Here is a 17,493-nt window from a genome sequence, read left to right as displayed (position 1 = left end):
TCCTTCAGGGTGGGTGGGATAGCGCTGTCCATAGGTATAGTCCACGGCAGCGCAAAGATGTTCCAAATAGTTAGGCTGCTATGTTACTCAAAATTTCCGGATAAATGCCCGTGAATCTTTGAGAAAGCTCCTTGCAGCCTCGGTAATGATCAATTTGTCGCTTGCCATGGGGTTGCGGGCGCCGGATCGCTGGCGAGGCAGAGCCAGCCGCCGTCTGCGTTGATCAAACGCTGAGCAGCTGCGAACAATGCCTGGCGATCCAGTTGCAGGATGGCGGCGGGCAATTGCTCAAGATAATCCGACGAGTGGCCGGCGAGTCTGGCCTGCCAGAGCAGTTCGGCGGCGTCTTTGCTGGACAGATTGGCGTCGTCGAATTGATCGGCGAGGCTCTGGCGCTGTTGCTCGAAGCTCGACTCATCCATCTTTTCAATCAGCTTTGGCAGGCTTTCGAAGAATTGCCGAATGTGCCCAAGCAGTTCCACGGGTTGGGTGTTCGGGGATTGCACGCCGAACAGCATGGCCGTTTGGCCGTGAATCTGGCGCAGTGCGCTGAATACCGCATAGCCCAATTGCAATTCGCCACGCAGACGCTGATAGAACGGCGTCTGGCACACCTGCGCGAGGAGTCGCCATGCGGCTTCGTCGGCAATGTCGCGGCTGGCAGTCGGGCAGTACAGCAGCAAGGCATGCTCGCTGGATGCGGTGTCGATGTGGCTCCAGTGTTTTTGCGCAGCCACAGCTGTCGGCGCAGGCAACTGATTGTCCGGGGTCCCGGGAATACGGCTCAGGGCCAGGCCCATGGCGGATTGCGTTTGTGGGTTGAGACCCAGGGCGAGGCCGTCCCAGCGTGAAGTTGTCCACTGGGGATTGGCTTCGTCGCCGGTTCTGGCTGATGGCAAAACATGTCCCGGCAGCGCTTCGAGCAGTTGGCGAATGGGGATCAGAGGCTTTTGCGGCTCAGTAAGCGGTGAATCGGCGTCAACCTGTGTCAGACATTTCAGCGCGAGCTCGAGGACGCCGGGCATTGGCTCCTGCAGACCGGTGAGCTTCAGCAGCCATTGATTGCCAGTGGTGCTGAAAGTCAGCTCGACGCCGGCCTCTCGCGCGTCTTGCTGCGTTTGCCGAAGACTACGCTGCAACCGTGATAGCAGATCAGTGCTGGCGGCGGCCTCAACCTGCCAGCGCAGATAAATCGCACCTTCATCACCGTTGTCCGGCAACGCCTGACTGAACTGCATCGGCGAACGCTCGCGACGACCGCGCGAACGATCCTGAGCAAACGTGCGCAGCCCCCGGTGAGCGCTGGTCTGGCCACGGATCAGTCCGGCGTTGGCCAAGGGTTCATTGGTTCGCAGGAATGGATTGGCGGCAGGCAGGTGCCAGTGCTTGCTGAAGTTATCCACAGTACCGATTTCGCCGAGGATCTGTGAGAGGGCTGTTACGCCTGTCTCGGACAGGCCATTTTCCAATTGCTCACTGTCGAGCCGCGCCAGTTGCAATGCGCCGCTGACCTGCTGCTGGCGTTGCAGCAGAGCTGCGTATTCCTTGCGCAATGGCGTCCAATCTTGCTGAGCAAAGAAACTCAGCCAATCGAGCAGTTGTTCGCGAATGGCGTTTAACGATTCCGATGGCGCGGTGAATTCCAGATGCAACAACGCTTGCCCGGCAAAGTGATAAACCGGCGCGGCTTTCAATCCATCTGCCAGCTTCTGCTGCTGCAAATGCGCGAGCAACCCACCGGATTTGGCGCTGTTCAGCCAATGACAGAGAAACGCCAGAGCCTCGCCCGACGCCTCAGGCAAGGCATCGAACGCAAACATCAAATTGCCGCGTCGCTCACCGAGCTGTTGATAACTTTTCACCGCTAACGGCAGGGGCATAGCCCGCGCAACGTTATCCCCAGCCGGTAAGGCTTGCGAAAATTGCTCAGCCAGTACTTTTAACTCTTCAAGACCCTGCGGCCCAACCAGGCTCAACGTCATTTGCCCGGTCCGATAAAACTGCTGGTGGAAATCTTTCAACGCTTGTTGAAACGCGGGCTGCTCAATTTGCAGGCTGTCCCGATTCCCCGCATGAAACCCGCGCAACGGATGTTCTGCCGGTAAACCTTCATACAACGCAAACTGCTGTTGTGCAGCAGGATCCTGTGACCATGCGACAAATTCCGCCTGCAACACTTCGCGTTCCCGCAACTGATCGTGCAGATTCATACGCGGCTTGGCGAGCATGTCTGACAGACGCTCCAGCCCTCCGCTGAACGAACCCGTCGGCAGCTCAAAGAAAAAGTCTGTGGTGCGTTCACGGGTGCTGGCATTCACTTGCCCGCCGTGACCTTGCACGTAGGCCATCAGCCCTTCGTCCGCCGGAAAGCGCTCGGTGCCGAGAAACAGCAAATGCTCGAGAAAATGCGCCAGCCCCGGCCATGCCAACGGCACGTCATGGCTACCGGCCGTCACGCGCAAGGCAGCGGCGCTGCGCTTCAGACCGGGCACATGACGCAGGGTCACGCGCAAGCCATTGGCCAGGGTTTCAGTGTGGGGGCGGGGATGAGTCGGCGCAGGCATGGGCACTTCCAGAACAGTGAAGTGCCAATGCTAGCGGATTAGCGCTGGTTGAGCGCGCCGTAAAGCTCCGGGCGGCGATCGCTGAGGTAGCGATTGGCGGCGCGGGAGTCGAGCATCAACTGTCGATCGAGCTCACCGATGATCAGCGCTTCGTCCAATCCAGCCTGAGCGATACGGCTGCCATCCGGCGCGGCGATGCTGCTTTGTCCGCAATAGTGGATGTCGCCTTCGTTGCCGCAATAGTTGGCGTAGGCCACGTAGCACTGATTTTCGAAGGCGCGCGAACGCACGGTAACGTCGGCGACGAAATCGAACGGAATCATGTTCGCTGTCGGCACCAGAATCAGTTCGGCGCCAGCAAGCGCCAGACGACGAGTATTCTCCGGAAACTCCAGGTCGTAGCAGATCAGGAAACCGAGACTCCAGCCGTTGAGTTCGACGATTGGGAAGTCATCTTCGCCCGGACTGAACATCGAGCGATCCAGATCGCCGAACAGATGCGTCTTGCGGTAATTGCACAGGCGCTCACCGTGCGAATCGATCAACTGCACGGCGTTGTATATCTGCCCGTCGGCGGTGCGCTCGGGATAACCATACACAATCGCCAAACCGGCTGCCTTGGCGATCCGGCCGATCTGTTGCGCCCATTCCCCGTTGTAGACCTCGGCCAGTGTGCTCACCGCTTCGACGCCAATGTTGTAGCCGGTCATGAACATTTCCGGCAGCACCAGCAGGTCGGCGCCCTTGGCCTCCATCGCCAATTGATGCAGGCGTTGCAGGTTGGCGGCGGGGTCCAGGGGCAGCGGCGGACATTGATAAAGGGCTACACGCATCAGGGATTCCTCTTACTCGGGCAGGGCGATAGGGCCGATGTCTTTGAACACATCACCCGGGCCCGGGTTCGCTTTATGTGTCGAACCACCGAAATGCTTCATGATTCCCCACACCGCGTTGAGCGAAGTCTGCACCGCGCCTTCCACCCATGCCGGTGTCCACGAAACGTCGTCGCCGGCGATGAAAATACCGCGCTGCTCGGCGGGCATCTCGTCCTGCATGAAGTGCGCGTACATGCGCTGGTTGTAGCGGTAGTGGCCGGGCAGGGCGCCTTTGAAAGCACCGAGAAAGTACGGATCCGCTTCCCACGACACGGTGATGGGGTCACCAATGATTCGCGCGGCGATGTCGACTTTCGGGTAGATCTTTTTCAACGCATTCAACGCCAGCTCAACGCGTTTTTCCACCGGGTGCGGAAGCATCTTCAATGCATCGCTCATCCAAGAATAGGACAGGCAGATCACGCCCGGTTTGTCGTCGCCGTTGTCGAATAGATAGGTGCCGCGAGTCAGGCGATCAGTGAGGGTCATGCTCATCAAGTCGCGGCCGGTTTCAGGGTCCTTGTCCTTCCAGAACGGCCGGTCGACCATCACGAATGTTTTCGACGACTGCATGTAGCGCGTGCGGTCGAGGGCCATCCACATCTTCTGCGAGAACAGGGTTTCGTCGCATTCGATCTGCGTGGTCAGCAGCCAGCTCTGGCACGTGGTCAGTACGGCGGCGTATTCGCGGGTGTCGCCGTTGTTGTCGGTGACCGCGAAACGGCCATCCGGCGCGTGGGAGATTTTCTTCACGCCGGAACGCGGTGCGCCACGGTGCAGGGATTTCAGGCTGGTGCCTTCGGGCCAGTGCACGCAGCGCTCCGGCACATGCCGCCAGATGCCTTGTGGGACTTGCTCGACGCCGCCGACCACCAGGTGTTGGTGATCGTCGCAGTTGGTCATCACCACGCGGAAGATTTCCAGCATCGAGTTGGGGAAATCCGAATCCCAGCCGCCGGTGCCGAAACCGACCTGACCGAACACTTCGCGGTGATGGAACGACAGCTTGGCGAACGCTTCGGAGGTGGCGACGAAATCATAGAAGGTGCGGTCGTCCCACAACGGCACAAGCGTGTTCCACAGCTCTTTCAGGCGCGGCACGTCGCGGTCGCGAATGGCTTGCTGGATATCGGCGAACTGCGAGCCTGCCTCCAGCGCATCCGCCCAAGCGTCAGCCACTTCCTGGAACAGTGCAGGAAGATCCGCCAGTTTCTGTGCGTAATGGGTTTTGCCTTCCAGATCGATCACAGTGCTGCCAGAGGCTGGCGTCAGCGGGTTGGGGAAAGGTTTTGTCTCAAGTCCGAGCTTGTCGACGTAGTGATAGAACGCGGTGGAAGACACCGGGAAACGCATGCCGCCGAGTTCAGCGACGATACCGTCTGTGCCGTTGAACGCCTGCGAGCGCAGCCGCCCACCGAGTTTCGAGGCCTCGTAAACCACCGGTTTCAGACCGAGCTTCATCAGTTCGTAAGCGGCCACCAGACCGGCGATGCCCGCGCCGACAATCGCCACTTCAGCGCCGTGGTTGTGCTCAGGAATTGTGCCGAGGCCGGCCGGGTGTTCGATCCAGTCGTCAAACGCGAACGGAAAGTCCGGGCCGAAAATGGTGACTGGTTTCTTACCGTCTGCAGGATGGCGATTGTTCTTGTTCATGGCTGACCTTGCTGGCGACCCGACGCGGGATGCGCGTCTGAGTATAGGAAAAGATGCCAGCCATTCTAGGGAGCGCAGAACACGTTAATAAGACGCAAAGTGTCGTCGTTTTGCCAGATTAACGACCAATATGACGATTGGAGGCTGCACACCGACCAAAATGTGGGAGCGAGCCAGCTCGCGAAGAGGCCCTGCAATTCCCACAAGAAGCCCGATCAAAATCTTAAACCGGCTGCCCCCGATCAATCTTGCTGCTCAGAATGATCGAAGTCGTCGTCTTCTCTACCCCATCCACACTCCCGATCTGATCCAGCAACTGATCCAGCTGCTCCGGCGAATCGGTGCGCAACCACGCCACATAATCAAATTCGCCACTCACCGCACACAACTGCTGCACCTGCGCCATCGCACTCAACCGGCGTAGAACTTCTTTACCGGAACGCGGCTGCACCTTGATCCCGACATAGGCCTGCAATCCGCCATCGATCACACGTTGACCGAGGCGCACGCCATAACCGGTGATCACTTTTGCCTTCTCAAGGCGTGCCAATCGTGAGGTTACTGTTGTGCGCGCGATGCCCAATTGCCGGGCGAGCATGGCCACGCTCTCGCGGGCATTGATCTGCAGTGCGGCGATCAGCTGACGGTCAATTTCATCGAGCGCGGGCGGGCGGGTGTCTGGCAAGGGCGGCTCCATGGCGCGGATAGTTGGCCTGCGCATGTTACAGGCTCAGCCAGCAGGCCGCTTGCAGGCAATGAAGCTGAACCCGGACATGTAAAGAAACCGCGCAAATGCGCGGTTTCTTTACGCGCGTACAGGTAGTCGAAAGTGCTGCGATAGATTTAACAATTTGCGCTCTATTAGCTGATAACTGAAGTAAGCCACCACAAGCACTGCGGTGTAGGACACCGCCCAGAACAATAGCGCATGCCAGACGCTGTTACCGTTAAGTCCCGTCATGACCCAGAGGCGTCCGCACACGCTCAGTGTCAGAACATGCGACAGGTATAACGAATAGGACATATCTCCGACCGATCTGAGCAGACCGGATGCCATCCATTTACCTTTTGCTTCCAGCAGTGCAAATGCCAACAGCAAAAGCGTGTAACCGCCACCGATCGCAAATGCACGCTCCAGGGTTATCGATTGAATGACATCGGCGTCGCCGACTACGTCTGAAGCAAGTGCGTAGACGAGGCCGGTCAGACCAGCCAATACCATCAGGAGAATGCTGAAAAGGGGCTGCGAGGTAAGCAACGAAAGCCGCAGATATGCGATTCCAGCCAAGGCGCCGAAGATGAATTCAATGGAGAACTCATGGAACATCACTCGAAGATAGGGGTTGTCTGACGTAGGGGTGAAGATCGAAACGCCGATGATCGTGATCAGCCAGAACGCAAATGCATGAGTCATCCACTTGGCCGGCAGTATCAGAATCAAGGCAAACACAAGATAAAACCAGACTTCATGGATAAGCGACCAGGCAACCATCAATAGCGGTAACGCTGAATCCGGGAGCAGGAAAAATGACGACGTCATGTCGACATCCCCATTTTTCGAACCGCCGACCAGTTCAGGTTTGATCTGAGCGACAAAGAAGAGGGCGAGAAAATAAACCCAGTAGGTCGGATAAATTCGCAGGAATCGCCCTTTGAGAAAGTCAGCGACTTGGCCTTTAAGACCAAACTTGTTGCGAAAAGCCAGAACCATCACAAAACCACTGATGACAAAAAACAGATCCACGCCGGTTTGGCCAAAAACAAATAGCTCCGGTAACAGGCTTTCGCCTTGCACATATTTGGCATTGATGAAGAGAGAGTGAAACGCTACGACAAAAAGCGCAGCCAGTCCTCTGGCAGCTTGTAGCGATGAGAGTTTGTACACGGTTATTTATCCCTAATGCCGACAGACATCCTGTGCTGGCATTTTGGAAGTTACGCTTCACGGGCGCAAGTACGGCCGGGTGTAGTTGGCTGGCTACTTTCAAACGCCAGAAACGCGAAAGCCGCGCAATGCGCGGCTTTCAATTTGGTGGGCCCACACGGACTTGAACCGTGGACCAAAGGATTATGAGTCCTCTGCTCTAACCAACTGAGCTATAGGCCCTCAGTAGGCCGCGGATTATAGCGACGGTTTCTCGGCTGTGCTATCCGAAAAATCCGATACGGTTACACGAAGAAACGTTGCCGCGAATTCTTCCGGCGGTAGCGGCAGGCTGACGATGTAGCCCTGGATCTGTTCGCAGCCTTCGACGGCGAGAAATTGTTGTTGTGCCTGGGTTTCCACGCCCTCGGCGATGACCGTGAATTGCATGCTCCGTCCCAGCGCGATGATGGCCCGGACAATGGCCGCGTCGTGGGGATCGTCGGGCAATCCGCGGACAAACGACTGGTCGATTTTAAGGATGTCCAGCGGCAGGCGCTTGAGGTAACTGAGCGAGGAATATCCGGTACCGAAATCATCGATCGCCAGTTGTACGCCAAGGTGTTTGAGTTGGTGCAGCACCGCCAGCGCCTCTTCAGCCTGACTCATGATGAAATTCTCGGTAATTTCCAGTTGCAGTAAATCCGGCTGCAGGCGGTTGTCCTTGAGCAGTTGTTCGATGCGCCCGAGCAGATTCGGTTGGCGAAGTTGCGCGCCGGCGAGGTTTACCGACAGCGGGCCGAGGCTGTCGTAGACCTGATTCCATTCGAACATCTGCCGGCACGCGGTCTCGAGCACCCAGTCACCGATCTGCAGGATCATGCCGTTCTCTTCGGCCAGCGGAATGAAGTGCTCTGGCGGTACGTCACCGAAAGTCGGATGACGCCAGCGAATCAGCGCCTCTGCACCGACCAGGCGATGGTCGTCGAGGCTGATTTTCGGCTGGTAATAGAGCAATAGTTCGTCACGCTCGATGGCTCGACGCAGTTCGTGTTCCAGCGCGATGCGTTCACTGGCCTGGGCGGTGAGGTCGCGGGTGTAGCTCTCGACGCGGTTGCGGCCCTTGGCCTTGGAGCGATACATGGCCGCGTCGGCGTTTTTCACCAGTGTGGCGACGTCGCACCCGTCCCGTGGATAGAGGCTGGTGCCGATGCTGGCGCTGATGAAGAACTCATGCTCGCCGGCCTGGAACGGCGCACCAAAGCAGTTGAGCAGTTTGCTGGCGATGTTGTCGGCGTCGCTGGCCTGTTGCAGTCCGGGCAGCAGGATGATGAATTCGTCACCGCCCAGACGCGCCACGGTATCGATGTCGCGCAGTTGCTCTTTCAGGCGCACGGCGATGCCCTTGAGCAGCAGGTCGCCGACCGGATGGCCGAGGCTGTCGTTGATGTGTTTGAAGCGGTCGAGATCGAGAAACAGCACGGCGCCCTGACCGCCGTTTTCCTGCTGACTGTTCAGTGCCATCAACAAGCGGTTTTCAAACAACGTGCGGTTCGGCAGGCCGGTAAGTGGGTCGTGGTGCGCCTGATAGTCGAGTTTGGCTTGGGCATGCTTGAGGCTGGAGATGTCAGCAAACACCGCGACAAAGTGGGTAATGAACTTGTCGCGATTGCGTACCGCGCTGATGGTCAGCCAACTCGGGTACAACTCGCCGTTCTTGCGTCGGTTGGAGATCTCGCCTTGCCAGTGACCTTCGTCGGTCAGCTGGTGCCACATTGCCGCGTAGAACGCGCTGTCATGCAGGCCGGAGGCGAGCAAGCGCGGTGTATGCCCGAGCGCTTCGCTTTCGCTGTAACCGGTAATCTCGGTAAAGGCTCGGTTGACCGCGCTGATGTGCTGTTGGGTGTCAGTGATCAACACGCCTTCAGCGGTGCTTTCGAACACAGTGGCGGCCTGTTGCAGTTTTTCCTGCATCAGATGACGTTCAGTGATGTCGCGGGCGATGGTCAGCATGCAGTCTTCTTCACCGATCGGCAGCGGACGGCTGGAGACCTCGCAGAGACGAATCTGCCCGTCACTGCGACGGATGTGGCAGGTGAAGTCACGGACGAAACCATCGCGATGCAACAGATCGAGCATCTGTTTGCGTTCATTGAGATTGACCCAGATCCCCAGATCCAGCGCCGAGCGGTCCACCGACATGGCGCTGTTGAACCCGGTAATGCGGCTGAAACCTTCGTTGACCTCCAGCAGCAGGCCATCGCTCTGGCGTGACAACAATAATCCGTCGGGCGAGGCATGGAAGGCTTTGGCGAATTTTTCTTCGGAGGTTTGCAGTTGCTGCTGGGTTTCCTTGAGCTGAGTGATATCACGCACAACGACCACCAGCGCTGGCGTGGTATCCAGATCAAACGGTTCGGCGGAGATCAGGCCGGTGAACAACTGGCCGTTGTTGCGGCGAAAGGGCATTTCCAGATTGCGAATACTGCCCGCCTGCAAACGCTGCAGCAGCCCCGGACCGACGCCGGGAATGCCCCAGATATTCAGGTCGGTCGCCGTTTGACCCAGCACTTCCTCGGCTTTCAGTCCGATCTGTTCTTCAAATGCTTCATTGACCTCCAGCAGGCAGCCATCCGACAGCCGCGCGATCACCAGAATGTCCGGGCATTGCTGGAAGACCGAGGCGAATTTCTGCTCCGAAAGCTGCAGCGCCTCTTCGGTGCGCTTGATTTCGCTGATGTCGATCATCAAACCGCGCATCACCGGCTCGTGGCCATGTTCGATCAGGCTGACGATGTCGCGCACCCACAAACAGCGGCCATCAGCGGTGATCACGCGGTAATCGACGATGTGATCGCGCCCCTCACACAGGGCTTCTTTGCAGTAACTTTGCGTGCGAGTCAGGTCGGCCGGATGAATGATGTTGTGCCAGAAACCGGGGATCAGCCAATGGGATTGTGGATAGCCGAGCAAGTCTTCGGCGTGGGGCGACACATAGCTGTAGGTGAAGTCGCTCATCCGCGCTTCCCAGGCAATGGCCGAAAGGCTCTCGACCAGGCCGCGATAGTGGTATTCGCTGCTGCGCAGTTCCTGTTCGAGGTCGATGCGCCGGGCGATTTCCGAGCTCAGGCGGCGGTTGATGCGGATCACTACTGCCAGAATCGTTACCAGCAGCAACAGCCCCGGCAAGCCGTAGACCAGCAGATCCGACCAGAATGTCCGGTGATCAAGGACGTTGCCGACCCAATGCTCCTGAATGCTGCTGATTTCATCCGGGCTCATGTCGGCCAGTACTTTGTCGAGAATCCCCACCAGTACCTTGTTGTCACGGGGCACGGCCATCGCCAGTTGGTAGCGATACGGGGTTTCGCCGCTGACATACAGGCCGTCGAGCTTGAGCTGGCGCAAGCTCCAGACGCTGGATGCGAGGTCGCCGACCACCGCGTCCACTTCGTCGGTCGCCAGCGCCTGCAGCGCCGAACTGACATTGGGCATGGCCACCAGATTCAGATCGGGGTGGTGGGTGCGCAGCAGTTCGTGGGGCGCATAGTTTTCTACCACGGCGATTTTCAAACCGTACAGGTCGTCGAGCTTGCGTGGTTGCGCGCCGCCGATGTGGGCGAGGATGACAATCGGGAAGTCGAGATAAGGGCGGGTGAACGACAGGTAGGTCTGGCGTTCGGGGGTGGACATGATGCCGGGTAGAAGGTCGATCTTGCCCGACTTCACTTGTTCCAGCACCACCGTCCAGCTCACCGGTTCGATGGGCGTCAATTTGATCGCCAGGCGTTGGCGGATTACGTCGATATAGTCGGCAGCCAGGCCCTGATAGCGGCTCTGATCGTCGCGAAACTCAAAGGGCGGCCACGATGCATCGACACCCAGGCGCAAGTCCGGGTGAGCCGCCAGCCAGCTACGTTCTTCATCGGTCAGAGTCAGCGCGTCAGCCGTTGCGGTCCAGATCATCAGTGACAGCAAAAAAAGCACGGACGCCAATCTGGGCATAACGCTCTCGTTATGGCTCGGGGATGATTGTTTCGAGTGTAGACGGGGTATGCGGGGGAGGGGTGTTGCGAGGGATTTAATCTGCCATATAAACAAAACCCCCGGCCTGGGCCGGGGGTTCTGGTATCACTCGTCGAGGAAGGAGCGCAGATGCTCGCTTCGCGTCGGGTGGCGCAGCTTGCGCAGCGCCTTGGCTTCGATCTGACGGATCCGCTCACGCGTTACGTCAAACTGTTTGCCCACTTCTTCGAGTGTGTGGTCGGTGTTCATGTCGATACCGAAACGCATGCGCAGTACCTTGGCTTCACGGGCAGTGAGGCCGGACAGTACTTCGCGAGTCGCTTCTTTCAGGCTCTCAACAGTGGCGACATCGATTGGCGACTGCATGGTCGAGTCTTCGATGAAGTCACCCAGATGGGAGTCTTCGTCATCACCGATCGGCGTTTCCATGGAGATCGGCTCTTTAGCGATCTTCAATACCTTGCGGATCTTGTCCTCAGGCATTTCCATGCGTTCGCCCAGCTCTTCCGGGGTCGGTTCGCGACCCATTTCCTGCAGCATCTGCCGGGAAATACGGTTGAGCTTGTTGATCGTCTCGATCATGTGCACCGGAATACGGATGGTGCGGGCCTGGTCGGCGATCGAGCGAGTGATCGCTTGACGGATCCACCAGGTGGCATAAGTCGAGAACTTGTAACCACGACGGTATTCGAACTTGTCTACCGCTTTCATCAAGCCGATGTTGCCTTCCTGGATCAGATCGAGGAATTGCAGACCACGGTTGGTGTACTTCTTGGCGATCGAGATCACCAGACGCAAGTTGGCTTCAACCATCTCTTTCTTCGCGCGGCGGGCCTTGGCCTCACCGATCGACATGCGACGGTTGATGTCCTTGATTTCTGCGATGGTCAGACCGGTTTCGGTTTCCAGCGCGATCAGTTTCTGCTGGCAACGAATGATATCCGGCTGCACGCGACCGATGGCTTCGGCGTACTTGCTCTTGCCTTTTGCCAAGGCGTCGGACCAGCTTTCGTCGACTTCGTTGCTCGGGAACTGACGCAGGAAATCAGCGCGTGGCATACGTGCATCACGTACGCACAGTTGCATGATCGCACGCTCTTGCTGACGCAGACGATCCAGGGCACCGCGAACACGCTCGACCAGGCCTTCGAATTGCTTCGGTACCAGTTTGATCGGCATGAACAGCTCGGCCAGTGCGAGCAACTCGGCAATCGCTGCCTTGTTGTTGCGACCGTGCTTTTTCAGGGCCTTGCGGGTGATCTCCATCTGGTCAGCCACGGCGCCAAAGCGCTGGGCAGCGATGACCGGATCCGGACCGCTTTCGGCTTCTTCTTCGTCATCGGAAGATTCGGCTTCATCGTCGTCGGTCTCGTCGTCGGCTTTCGCCACTTTCGCTTCGACAGGCGGCGGCACTTCGGCAGGCGGCGCAATGCCGTCGTCCGGGTCGATATAACCGCTCAGAACGTCGGACAGGCGACCACCTTCGGTGGTGACGCGAGTGTACTCGGAGAGAATGTGGTCAACCGTGCCAGGGAAGTGCGCGATTGCGCTCATCACTTCACGGATGCCCTCTTCGATACGCTTGGCGATTTCGATTTCGCCTTCACGAGTCAGAAGCTCGACCGTACCCATTTCACGCATGTACATGCGCACTGGGTCAGTGGTGCGACCGATATCGGTCTCCACCGCTGCCAACGCGGCGGCTGCTTCTTCCGCAGCGGCCTCGTCGGTATCGGCGTCGGCCAACATAAGGGCGTCCGCATCCGGAGCACTCTCGTGTACGGGGATCCCCATGTCGTTAATCATGCGGATGATGTCTTCCACCTGCTCAGGATCTGAAATATCCTCGGGCAGGTGGTCGTTGACCTCGGCGTAAGTCAGATACTTCTGCTCACGACCCAGTTTGATCAACTCAATAATACGAGACTGCTGTTGCGCTTTTCCGGACATAACACCCTATCCACTGAAGGTCTTGGCGGGCAAAAAACAAGCCGAGGATTATACCTGAGCTATGACCTCACGCGCCAGTTGAGGTCGGGTTTGATGCGGAAACATTGCGACTTAATAGGTCGCGCAGTTGATTTTTCTCTTCAAGGCTCAGTTCGCTTTGACGCGCTTTCCTGAGCAACTGTTCCAGATTTCGCTCGCGTTGGCGGGCTGACAAGCTAGTAATGGTGTCGAAAAACTGTTGTTCAAGGTTATCTCCGTCAATCAGCCATTCCTTTTCTGCCAGTGCCTTGAGCAGGCGACCCTGTTCAGTGCCGTGCCATCGCGCGATCAACTGAAATGAGTTTAGCTTGGGATTCTTCTGTACGGCTTCGAGCAGCGCCACAAGTAACTGGGCGTTGGTCTGATTCTCGTCCGCAATGTGTCCGGCATCTTCGACGCGCTCGGCCAATTGCGGGTGATGGAGCAATGTGCGCAGGGCGGTCAGGGTCGGCGACTCGACGCCAATCGGTGTGCGCGGGCGTTGCTGGTCGCGATCACCGCCACGCTTGCCGTTCTTGTCCCAGGGCTTCTTGTCCCATTTTTTGCCGCCAGCACCGGGTTTCTTCGGCGTCCATTCCTGCTGCGGCACATACATGTCCTGTGCCTGCGGCTGATGGTAGTCGCTGTAATCCGGCATTGCGTCGTAATCGATGCCCGGATCGTAGGCGGGCGGTGCTTCCTGCGGCGCACTTTGTGCGAGCTGACTGACGGTCTCGCTGCTCAGGCCGGTGATTTCGGTCAGGCGCTGACGCATTAGAATGCGCAGGTTGGCGCCTGGCACTTTGTCGATCAATGGTGCTGCGAGGGTGGCCATGTGCGCCTTGCCTTCGAGCGAGCGCGGGTCGGCTTCTTCGGTCAGTTGCTGGAAGAAATAATCCGCCAGCGGCTGAGCGTGCTGATTGATCCGGGCCTTGAATGCGTCAGTGCCTTCGGCACGAACCAAGGTGTCCGGGTCTTCGCCTTCGGGCAGAAACAGAAAGCGTGCGCGACGTCCGTCCTGCAGGCTCGACAGCGTTGCTTCCAGTGCGCGCCACGCGGCGTTGCGGCCGGCCTGGTCGCCGTCGAAGCAGAACAATACGTTCGGTACCACACGGAACAGACGCTTCAAATGTTCTTCGCTGGTCGCTGTGCCCAGTGTCGCGACGGCATTCTTCAGGCCTTGCTGAGCGAGGGCGATGACGTCCATATAGCCCTCGACGACGATGATTTCGTCGAGGTTGCGGTTGTTCTTGCGCGCTTCATAAAGGCCGTAGAGCTCCTGGCCTTTATGGAATACCGGGGTTTCCGGTGAGTTCAGGTATTTCGGCTTGTCGTCGCCGAGTACGCGACCGCCGAAAGCGATGATGCGCCCTCGTGTGTCGCGAATCGGAAACATCACGCGATCGCGAAAGCGGTCATAGCGTTTGCCGGTTTCGGCGTTCTCGATCAGCAGGCCGGCGTCAATCATGGCCTTCTGCTGCAAAGTGTCGCTGCTCAAATGTTTGAACAGGTTGTCCCAGCCCGGCGGGGCAAAGCCGAGGCCGAAATCCCGGGCGATCTCGCCAGTCAGGCCGCGACCTTTGAGGTAATCCACCGCCGCTTTGCGTGATGGGTGGCTCTTGAGCGCTTGCCGATAAAAGTCGGCGGCAGCGGTGAGCAGCGGATACAGCGGCGAATCGGTCGGCTGCCGCGGCTTGTGTGGGCGGCCGCTTTCTTCGCGAGGGATTTCCATGCCGGCGGCTTTGGCCAGATCTTCGACAGCCTGGGGGAAATCCAGGTTGTCGTGATCCATGAGAAAGCCGAGGGCATTGCCGCCGGCGCCGCAGCCGAAGCAGTAGTAGAACTGCTTGTCGGGGCTAACGCTGAATGACGGGGTTTTCTCTTTGTGAAACGGGCAGCAGGCGGTGTAGTTCTTGCCGGCCTTCTTCAATTGCACGCGCGAGCTGACCACGTCGACGATGTCGGTGCGGTTCAGCAGGTCGTCAATGAAGCTCTGGGGTATCAGCCCGGCCATGGCGTTCTCATCGTCTGCGCTGTAAATGGTCCGATACGAAGGGCATTCGGACGCGGGTCGTTACTGTAGGCACGCAAAATATGCGGCTCGACCGGTGTCGTCTGCGTAATCGCTGTCGGGAAGTGTATCTGCCGAAAATCCACTGACGTTAGTACTCATCAGTCTTCGACTATTTGAAAGTGTTGCGCTGAATCCGCTGGCGGCCGGTTGAGGGCCTCGGATAGCTCAATAAAGCGGGCACGCATGCAGGTGCCTTGGGCTGATCGTCGTGAGAGGAATCAGTGGGTGTGCTCGTCAGTAGCCTTGAAAGGCTCGTCAGAAAAGACGTGCACCGCTGGCAAAAGAGCCAGGTCTGACGCGTGAAGCAGATTTGTCTCGGTCGCGTGTGCGGCTTCGACGGTGAAGCATCAAGCGTTTTACGCAAATGCCATTAGCCCGGCTGAGAGCCGGGCTTAGGCAAGAAGCTTGCTACGAACGTCTGTGTATTAGTACAGACGAACGGCGCGGCGCTGTTCGCGCTGAACTTTCTTGGCGTGACGCTTAACAGCGGCTGCTGCTTTGCGCTTACGCTCAGAAGTTGGCTTCTCGTAAAATTCGCGGCTACGAACTTCAGCCAGTACACCGGCTTTTTCGCAGGAGCGCTTGAAACGACGCAGAGCTACGTCGAAGGGTTCGTTCTCTTTAACTTTGACGGCTGGCATCCAGAGCTACCTTCATTCATTACCGGGGTCAACATCCTCGCGGCAAAAGAGCACTTGAAGACGTCGGTTTTTAAGGGTTGCGGATGTTAACCCCTCATCGCTCGGAATGCAAAGCCTCTGATCGAAAACCGCTGGTCGGGGCATCACGCGGCGACTATTATGCGCGCCTTCGAAGTCAGCCTAAACAAGGCGCAAACCCATGCTAGTACTGGGATTAGAAACCTCCTGCGACGAAACCGGCGTCGCATTATATGACAGTGAACGCGGTCTGCTGGCCGACGCCCTGTTCAGCCAGATCGACCTGCACCGCGCCTATGGCGGTGTGGTGCCGGAGTTGGCCTCGCGTGACCATGTCAAACGCATGCTGCCCTTGATCCGTCAGGTGTTGGCCGAAGCCGACTGCGTGCCGACCGAGATCGATGCGATCGCCTACACCGCGGGTCCTGGCCTGGTTGGCGCTTTGCTTGTGGGTGCTTCCTGCGCTCAGGCACTGGCGTTTGCCTGGGGCATTCCGGCACTCGGTGTGCATCACATGGAAGGCCACTTGCTGGCGCCGATGCTCGAGTCAAAACCGCCGGAATTCCCGTTCGTCGCTTTGTTGGTCTCCGGTGGTCATACGCAGCTGGTTCAGGTCGATGGCATCGGCCAATACAGTCTGCTCGGCGAGACGCTCGACGATGCCGCCGGCGAAGCCTTCGACAAGACCGCGAAGATGATGGGCCTCAATTACCCGGGTGGACCGGAAATCGCCAAGTTGGCAGAGAAGGGCGTTGCAGGACGTTTCACCTTCCCGCGTCCGATGTGCGATCGCCCGGGTCTGCAATTCAGCTTCAGTGGTCTGAAAACCTCTGCGCTCAACGCCTGGCAACAGTGCGTCAGCGCCGGGGACGACAACGAGCAAGCCCGTTGCGACATCGCGCTGGCGTTCCAGCAGGCCGTGGTGGAGACTTTGACCATCAAGTGCAAGCGCGCCCTGAAACAGGCCGGCATGAAGCGTCTGGTGATCGCGGGTGGCGTCAGTGCCAACAAGGCTCTGCGTGTTTCGCTGGAAAAGATGCTCGGCGACATGAAGGGTGATGTGTTCTACGCCCGTCCCGAATTCTGCACCGACAATGGCGCGATGATCGCGTTTGCCGGTTGCCAGCGCTTGCAGGCCGGTCAGCAGGAAAGTCTGGCCATCAGCGTGCAGGCGCGCTGGCCGATGGAGCAGTTGTCGGCGCTGTGATGAGCGGCGCTCATGGACGGTATTTAAAAATGCCGTTCGCGCCCGGCAAACAGGTCGCGTAGATTGCCGCGGTGGCGCCAGACGATAAGCAGTGTCAGCGCACTCATCGGCAACAGCGCTTCCGGTTCCTGCCAGGCCAGCAGCGGCAGGGTCAGCGGCGTGGCGATCAGTGCCGCGAGCGAGCTGGTGCGGGTCAGGTAGAACGTCAGCAGCCAGGCGCATACTGCCAACAGTGCTGCAGGCGGATACAGGCCCAGCAGCATGCCGGCAGCGGTGGCGACACCTTTGCCGCCGCGAAAGCGAAAGTACAGCGGGAACAGGTGACCGATCACGGCGCACACGCCAATCCACGCCTGATCCTGCAGCGAAAGGCCCGCTGCCGAGGCGATCAGCACCGGCACCAGGCCTTTGCACAGATCACCGAGCAGGGTCAGGATCGCCAGTTTGCGACCTGCCAGGCGCAGCATGTTGGTGGCGCCGGCATTGCCCGAGCCACTCATTCGCGGGTCCGGATTTCCGGTCAGGCGGCTGAGCAAAATGGCGAAGGACAGCGAGCCGAGCAGGTAGGCGAAAGTCGCCAGTAACCAAAACATGCTAACTATT

General features: G+C 58.4%; 11 protein-coding genes and 1 tRNA gene. 1 reads left to right on the top strand and 11 read right to left on the bottom strand.

The genetic code is table 11. From position 1 onward, the window contains the following. Positions 1-149: 149 nt before the first annotated feature. The 10 genes from pqqF to rpsU all read right to left on the bottom strand — a co-directional run bounded on the left by pqqF (position 150) and on the right by rpsU (position 15,665). A complete protein-coding gene (gene pqqF, locus L8H52_RS23695; protein ID WP_242208962.1) occupies positions 150-2,564 on the bottom strand; it encodes a pyrroloquinoline quinone biosynthesis protein PqqF in 2,415 nt (804 codons plus the stop codon). Positions 2,565-2,602: 38 nt separating this feature from the next. Further along, the gene (locus L8H52_RS23690) at positions 2,603-3,397 is read right to left on the bottom strand and encodes a carbon-nitrogen hydrolase family protein (RefSeq protein WP_242208961.1); all 795 of its coding nucleotides are present in this window, start codon (positions 3,395-3,397) and stop codon (positions 2,603-2,605) included. A gap of 12 nt (positions 3,398-3,409) precedes the next feature. After that, positions 3,410-5,092 carry an NAD(P)/FAD-dependent oxidoreductase gene (locus tag L8H52_RS23685; protein ID WP_242208960.1) on the bottom strand — a complete coding sequence of 561 codons (1,683 nt, stop codon included), beginning with the start codon at positions 5,090-5,092 and terminating at the stop codon, positions 3,410-3,412. A gap of 223 nt (positions 5,093-5,315) precedes the next feature. Beyond that, a complete protein-coding gene (locus L8H52_RS23680; RefSeq protein ID WP_242208985.1) occupies positions 5,316-5,777 on the bottom strand; it encodes an Lrp/AsnC family transcriptional regulator in 462 nt (153 codons plus the stop codon). Positions 5,778-5,897: 120 nt separating this feature from the next. After that, positions 5,898-6,977, bottom strand: a complete 1,080-nt coding sequence (locus tag L8H52_RS23675; RefSeq protein WP_242208959.1) for an acyltransferase — start codon at positions 6,975-6,977, stop codon at positions 5,898-5,900. A 145-nt stretch (positions 6,978-7,122) separates the two neighbouring features. Beyond that, positions 7,123-7,199 (bottom strand) — tRNA-Ile (locus tag L8H52_RS23670). Positions 7,200-7,214: 15 nt separating this feature from the next. Next, a complete protein-coding gene (locus tag L8H52_RS23665; protein ID WP_242208958.1) occupies positions 7,215-10,961 on the bottom strand; it encodes an EAL domain-containing protein in 3,747 nt (1,248 codons plus the stop codon). Between the two features lie 126 nt (positions 10,962-11,087). Continuing rightward, on the bottom strand, positions 11,088-12,932 hold the full coding sequence (rpoD, locus tag L8H52_RS23660) for an RNA polymerase sigma factor RpoD (protein ID WP_077574775.1): 1,845 nt from the start codon (positions 12,930-12,932) through the stop codon (positions 11,088-11,090). Positions 12,933-12,999: 67 nt separating this feature from the next. After that, on the bottom strand, positions 13,000-14,964 hold the full coding sequence (gene dnaG / locus L8H52_RS23655; RefSeq protein WP_242208957.1) for a DNA primase: 1,965 nt from the start codon (positions 14,962-14,964) through the stop codon (positions 13,000-13,002). Between the two features lie 485 nt (positions 14,965-15,449). Continuing rightward, positions 15,450-15,665 carry a 30S ribosomal protein S21 gene (rpsU, locus tag L8H52_RS23650; protein ID WP_002551877.1) on the bottom strand — a complete coding sequence of 72 codons (216 nt, stop codon included), beginning with the start codon at positions 15,663-15,665 and terminating at the stop codon, positions 15,450-15,452. Positions 15,666-15,864: 199 nt separating this feature from the next. Between rpsU and tsaD the strand changes: the two genes are divergently transcribed. Next, a complete protein-coding gene (gene tsaD / locus L8H52_RS23645) occupies positions 15,865-16,890 on the top strand; it encodes a tRNA (adenosine(37)-N6)-threonylcarbamoyltransferase complex transferase subunit TsaD (protein ID WP_242208956.1) in 1,026 nt (341 codons plus the stop codon). A 23-nt stretch (positions 16,891-16,913) separates the two neighbouring features. Here the strand turns inward: tsaD and plsY are convergent, their stop codons facing one another. After that, positions 16,914-17,483, bottom strand: coding sequence for a glycerol-3-phosphate 1-O-acyltransferase PlsY (gene plsY, locus L8H52_RS23640; protein ID WP_242208955.1), 570 nt, complete (start codon positions 17,481-17,483; stop codon positions 16,914-16,916). Positions 17,484-17,493: the final 10 nt, after the last annotated feature.

The sequence above is a fragment of the Pseudomonas sp. CROZ-RG-20F-R04-15 genome, assembly GCF_022662375.1.
GTDB lineage: Bacteria > Pseudomonadota > Gammaproteobacteria > Pseudomonadales > Pseudomonadaceae > Aquipseudomonas.
Note: the sequence above shows the minus strand (reverse complement) of the source record. Positions and strands in the feature narration are given on the sequence as shown.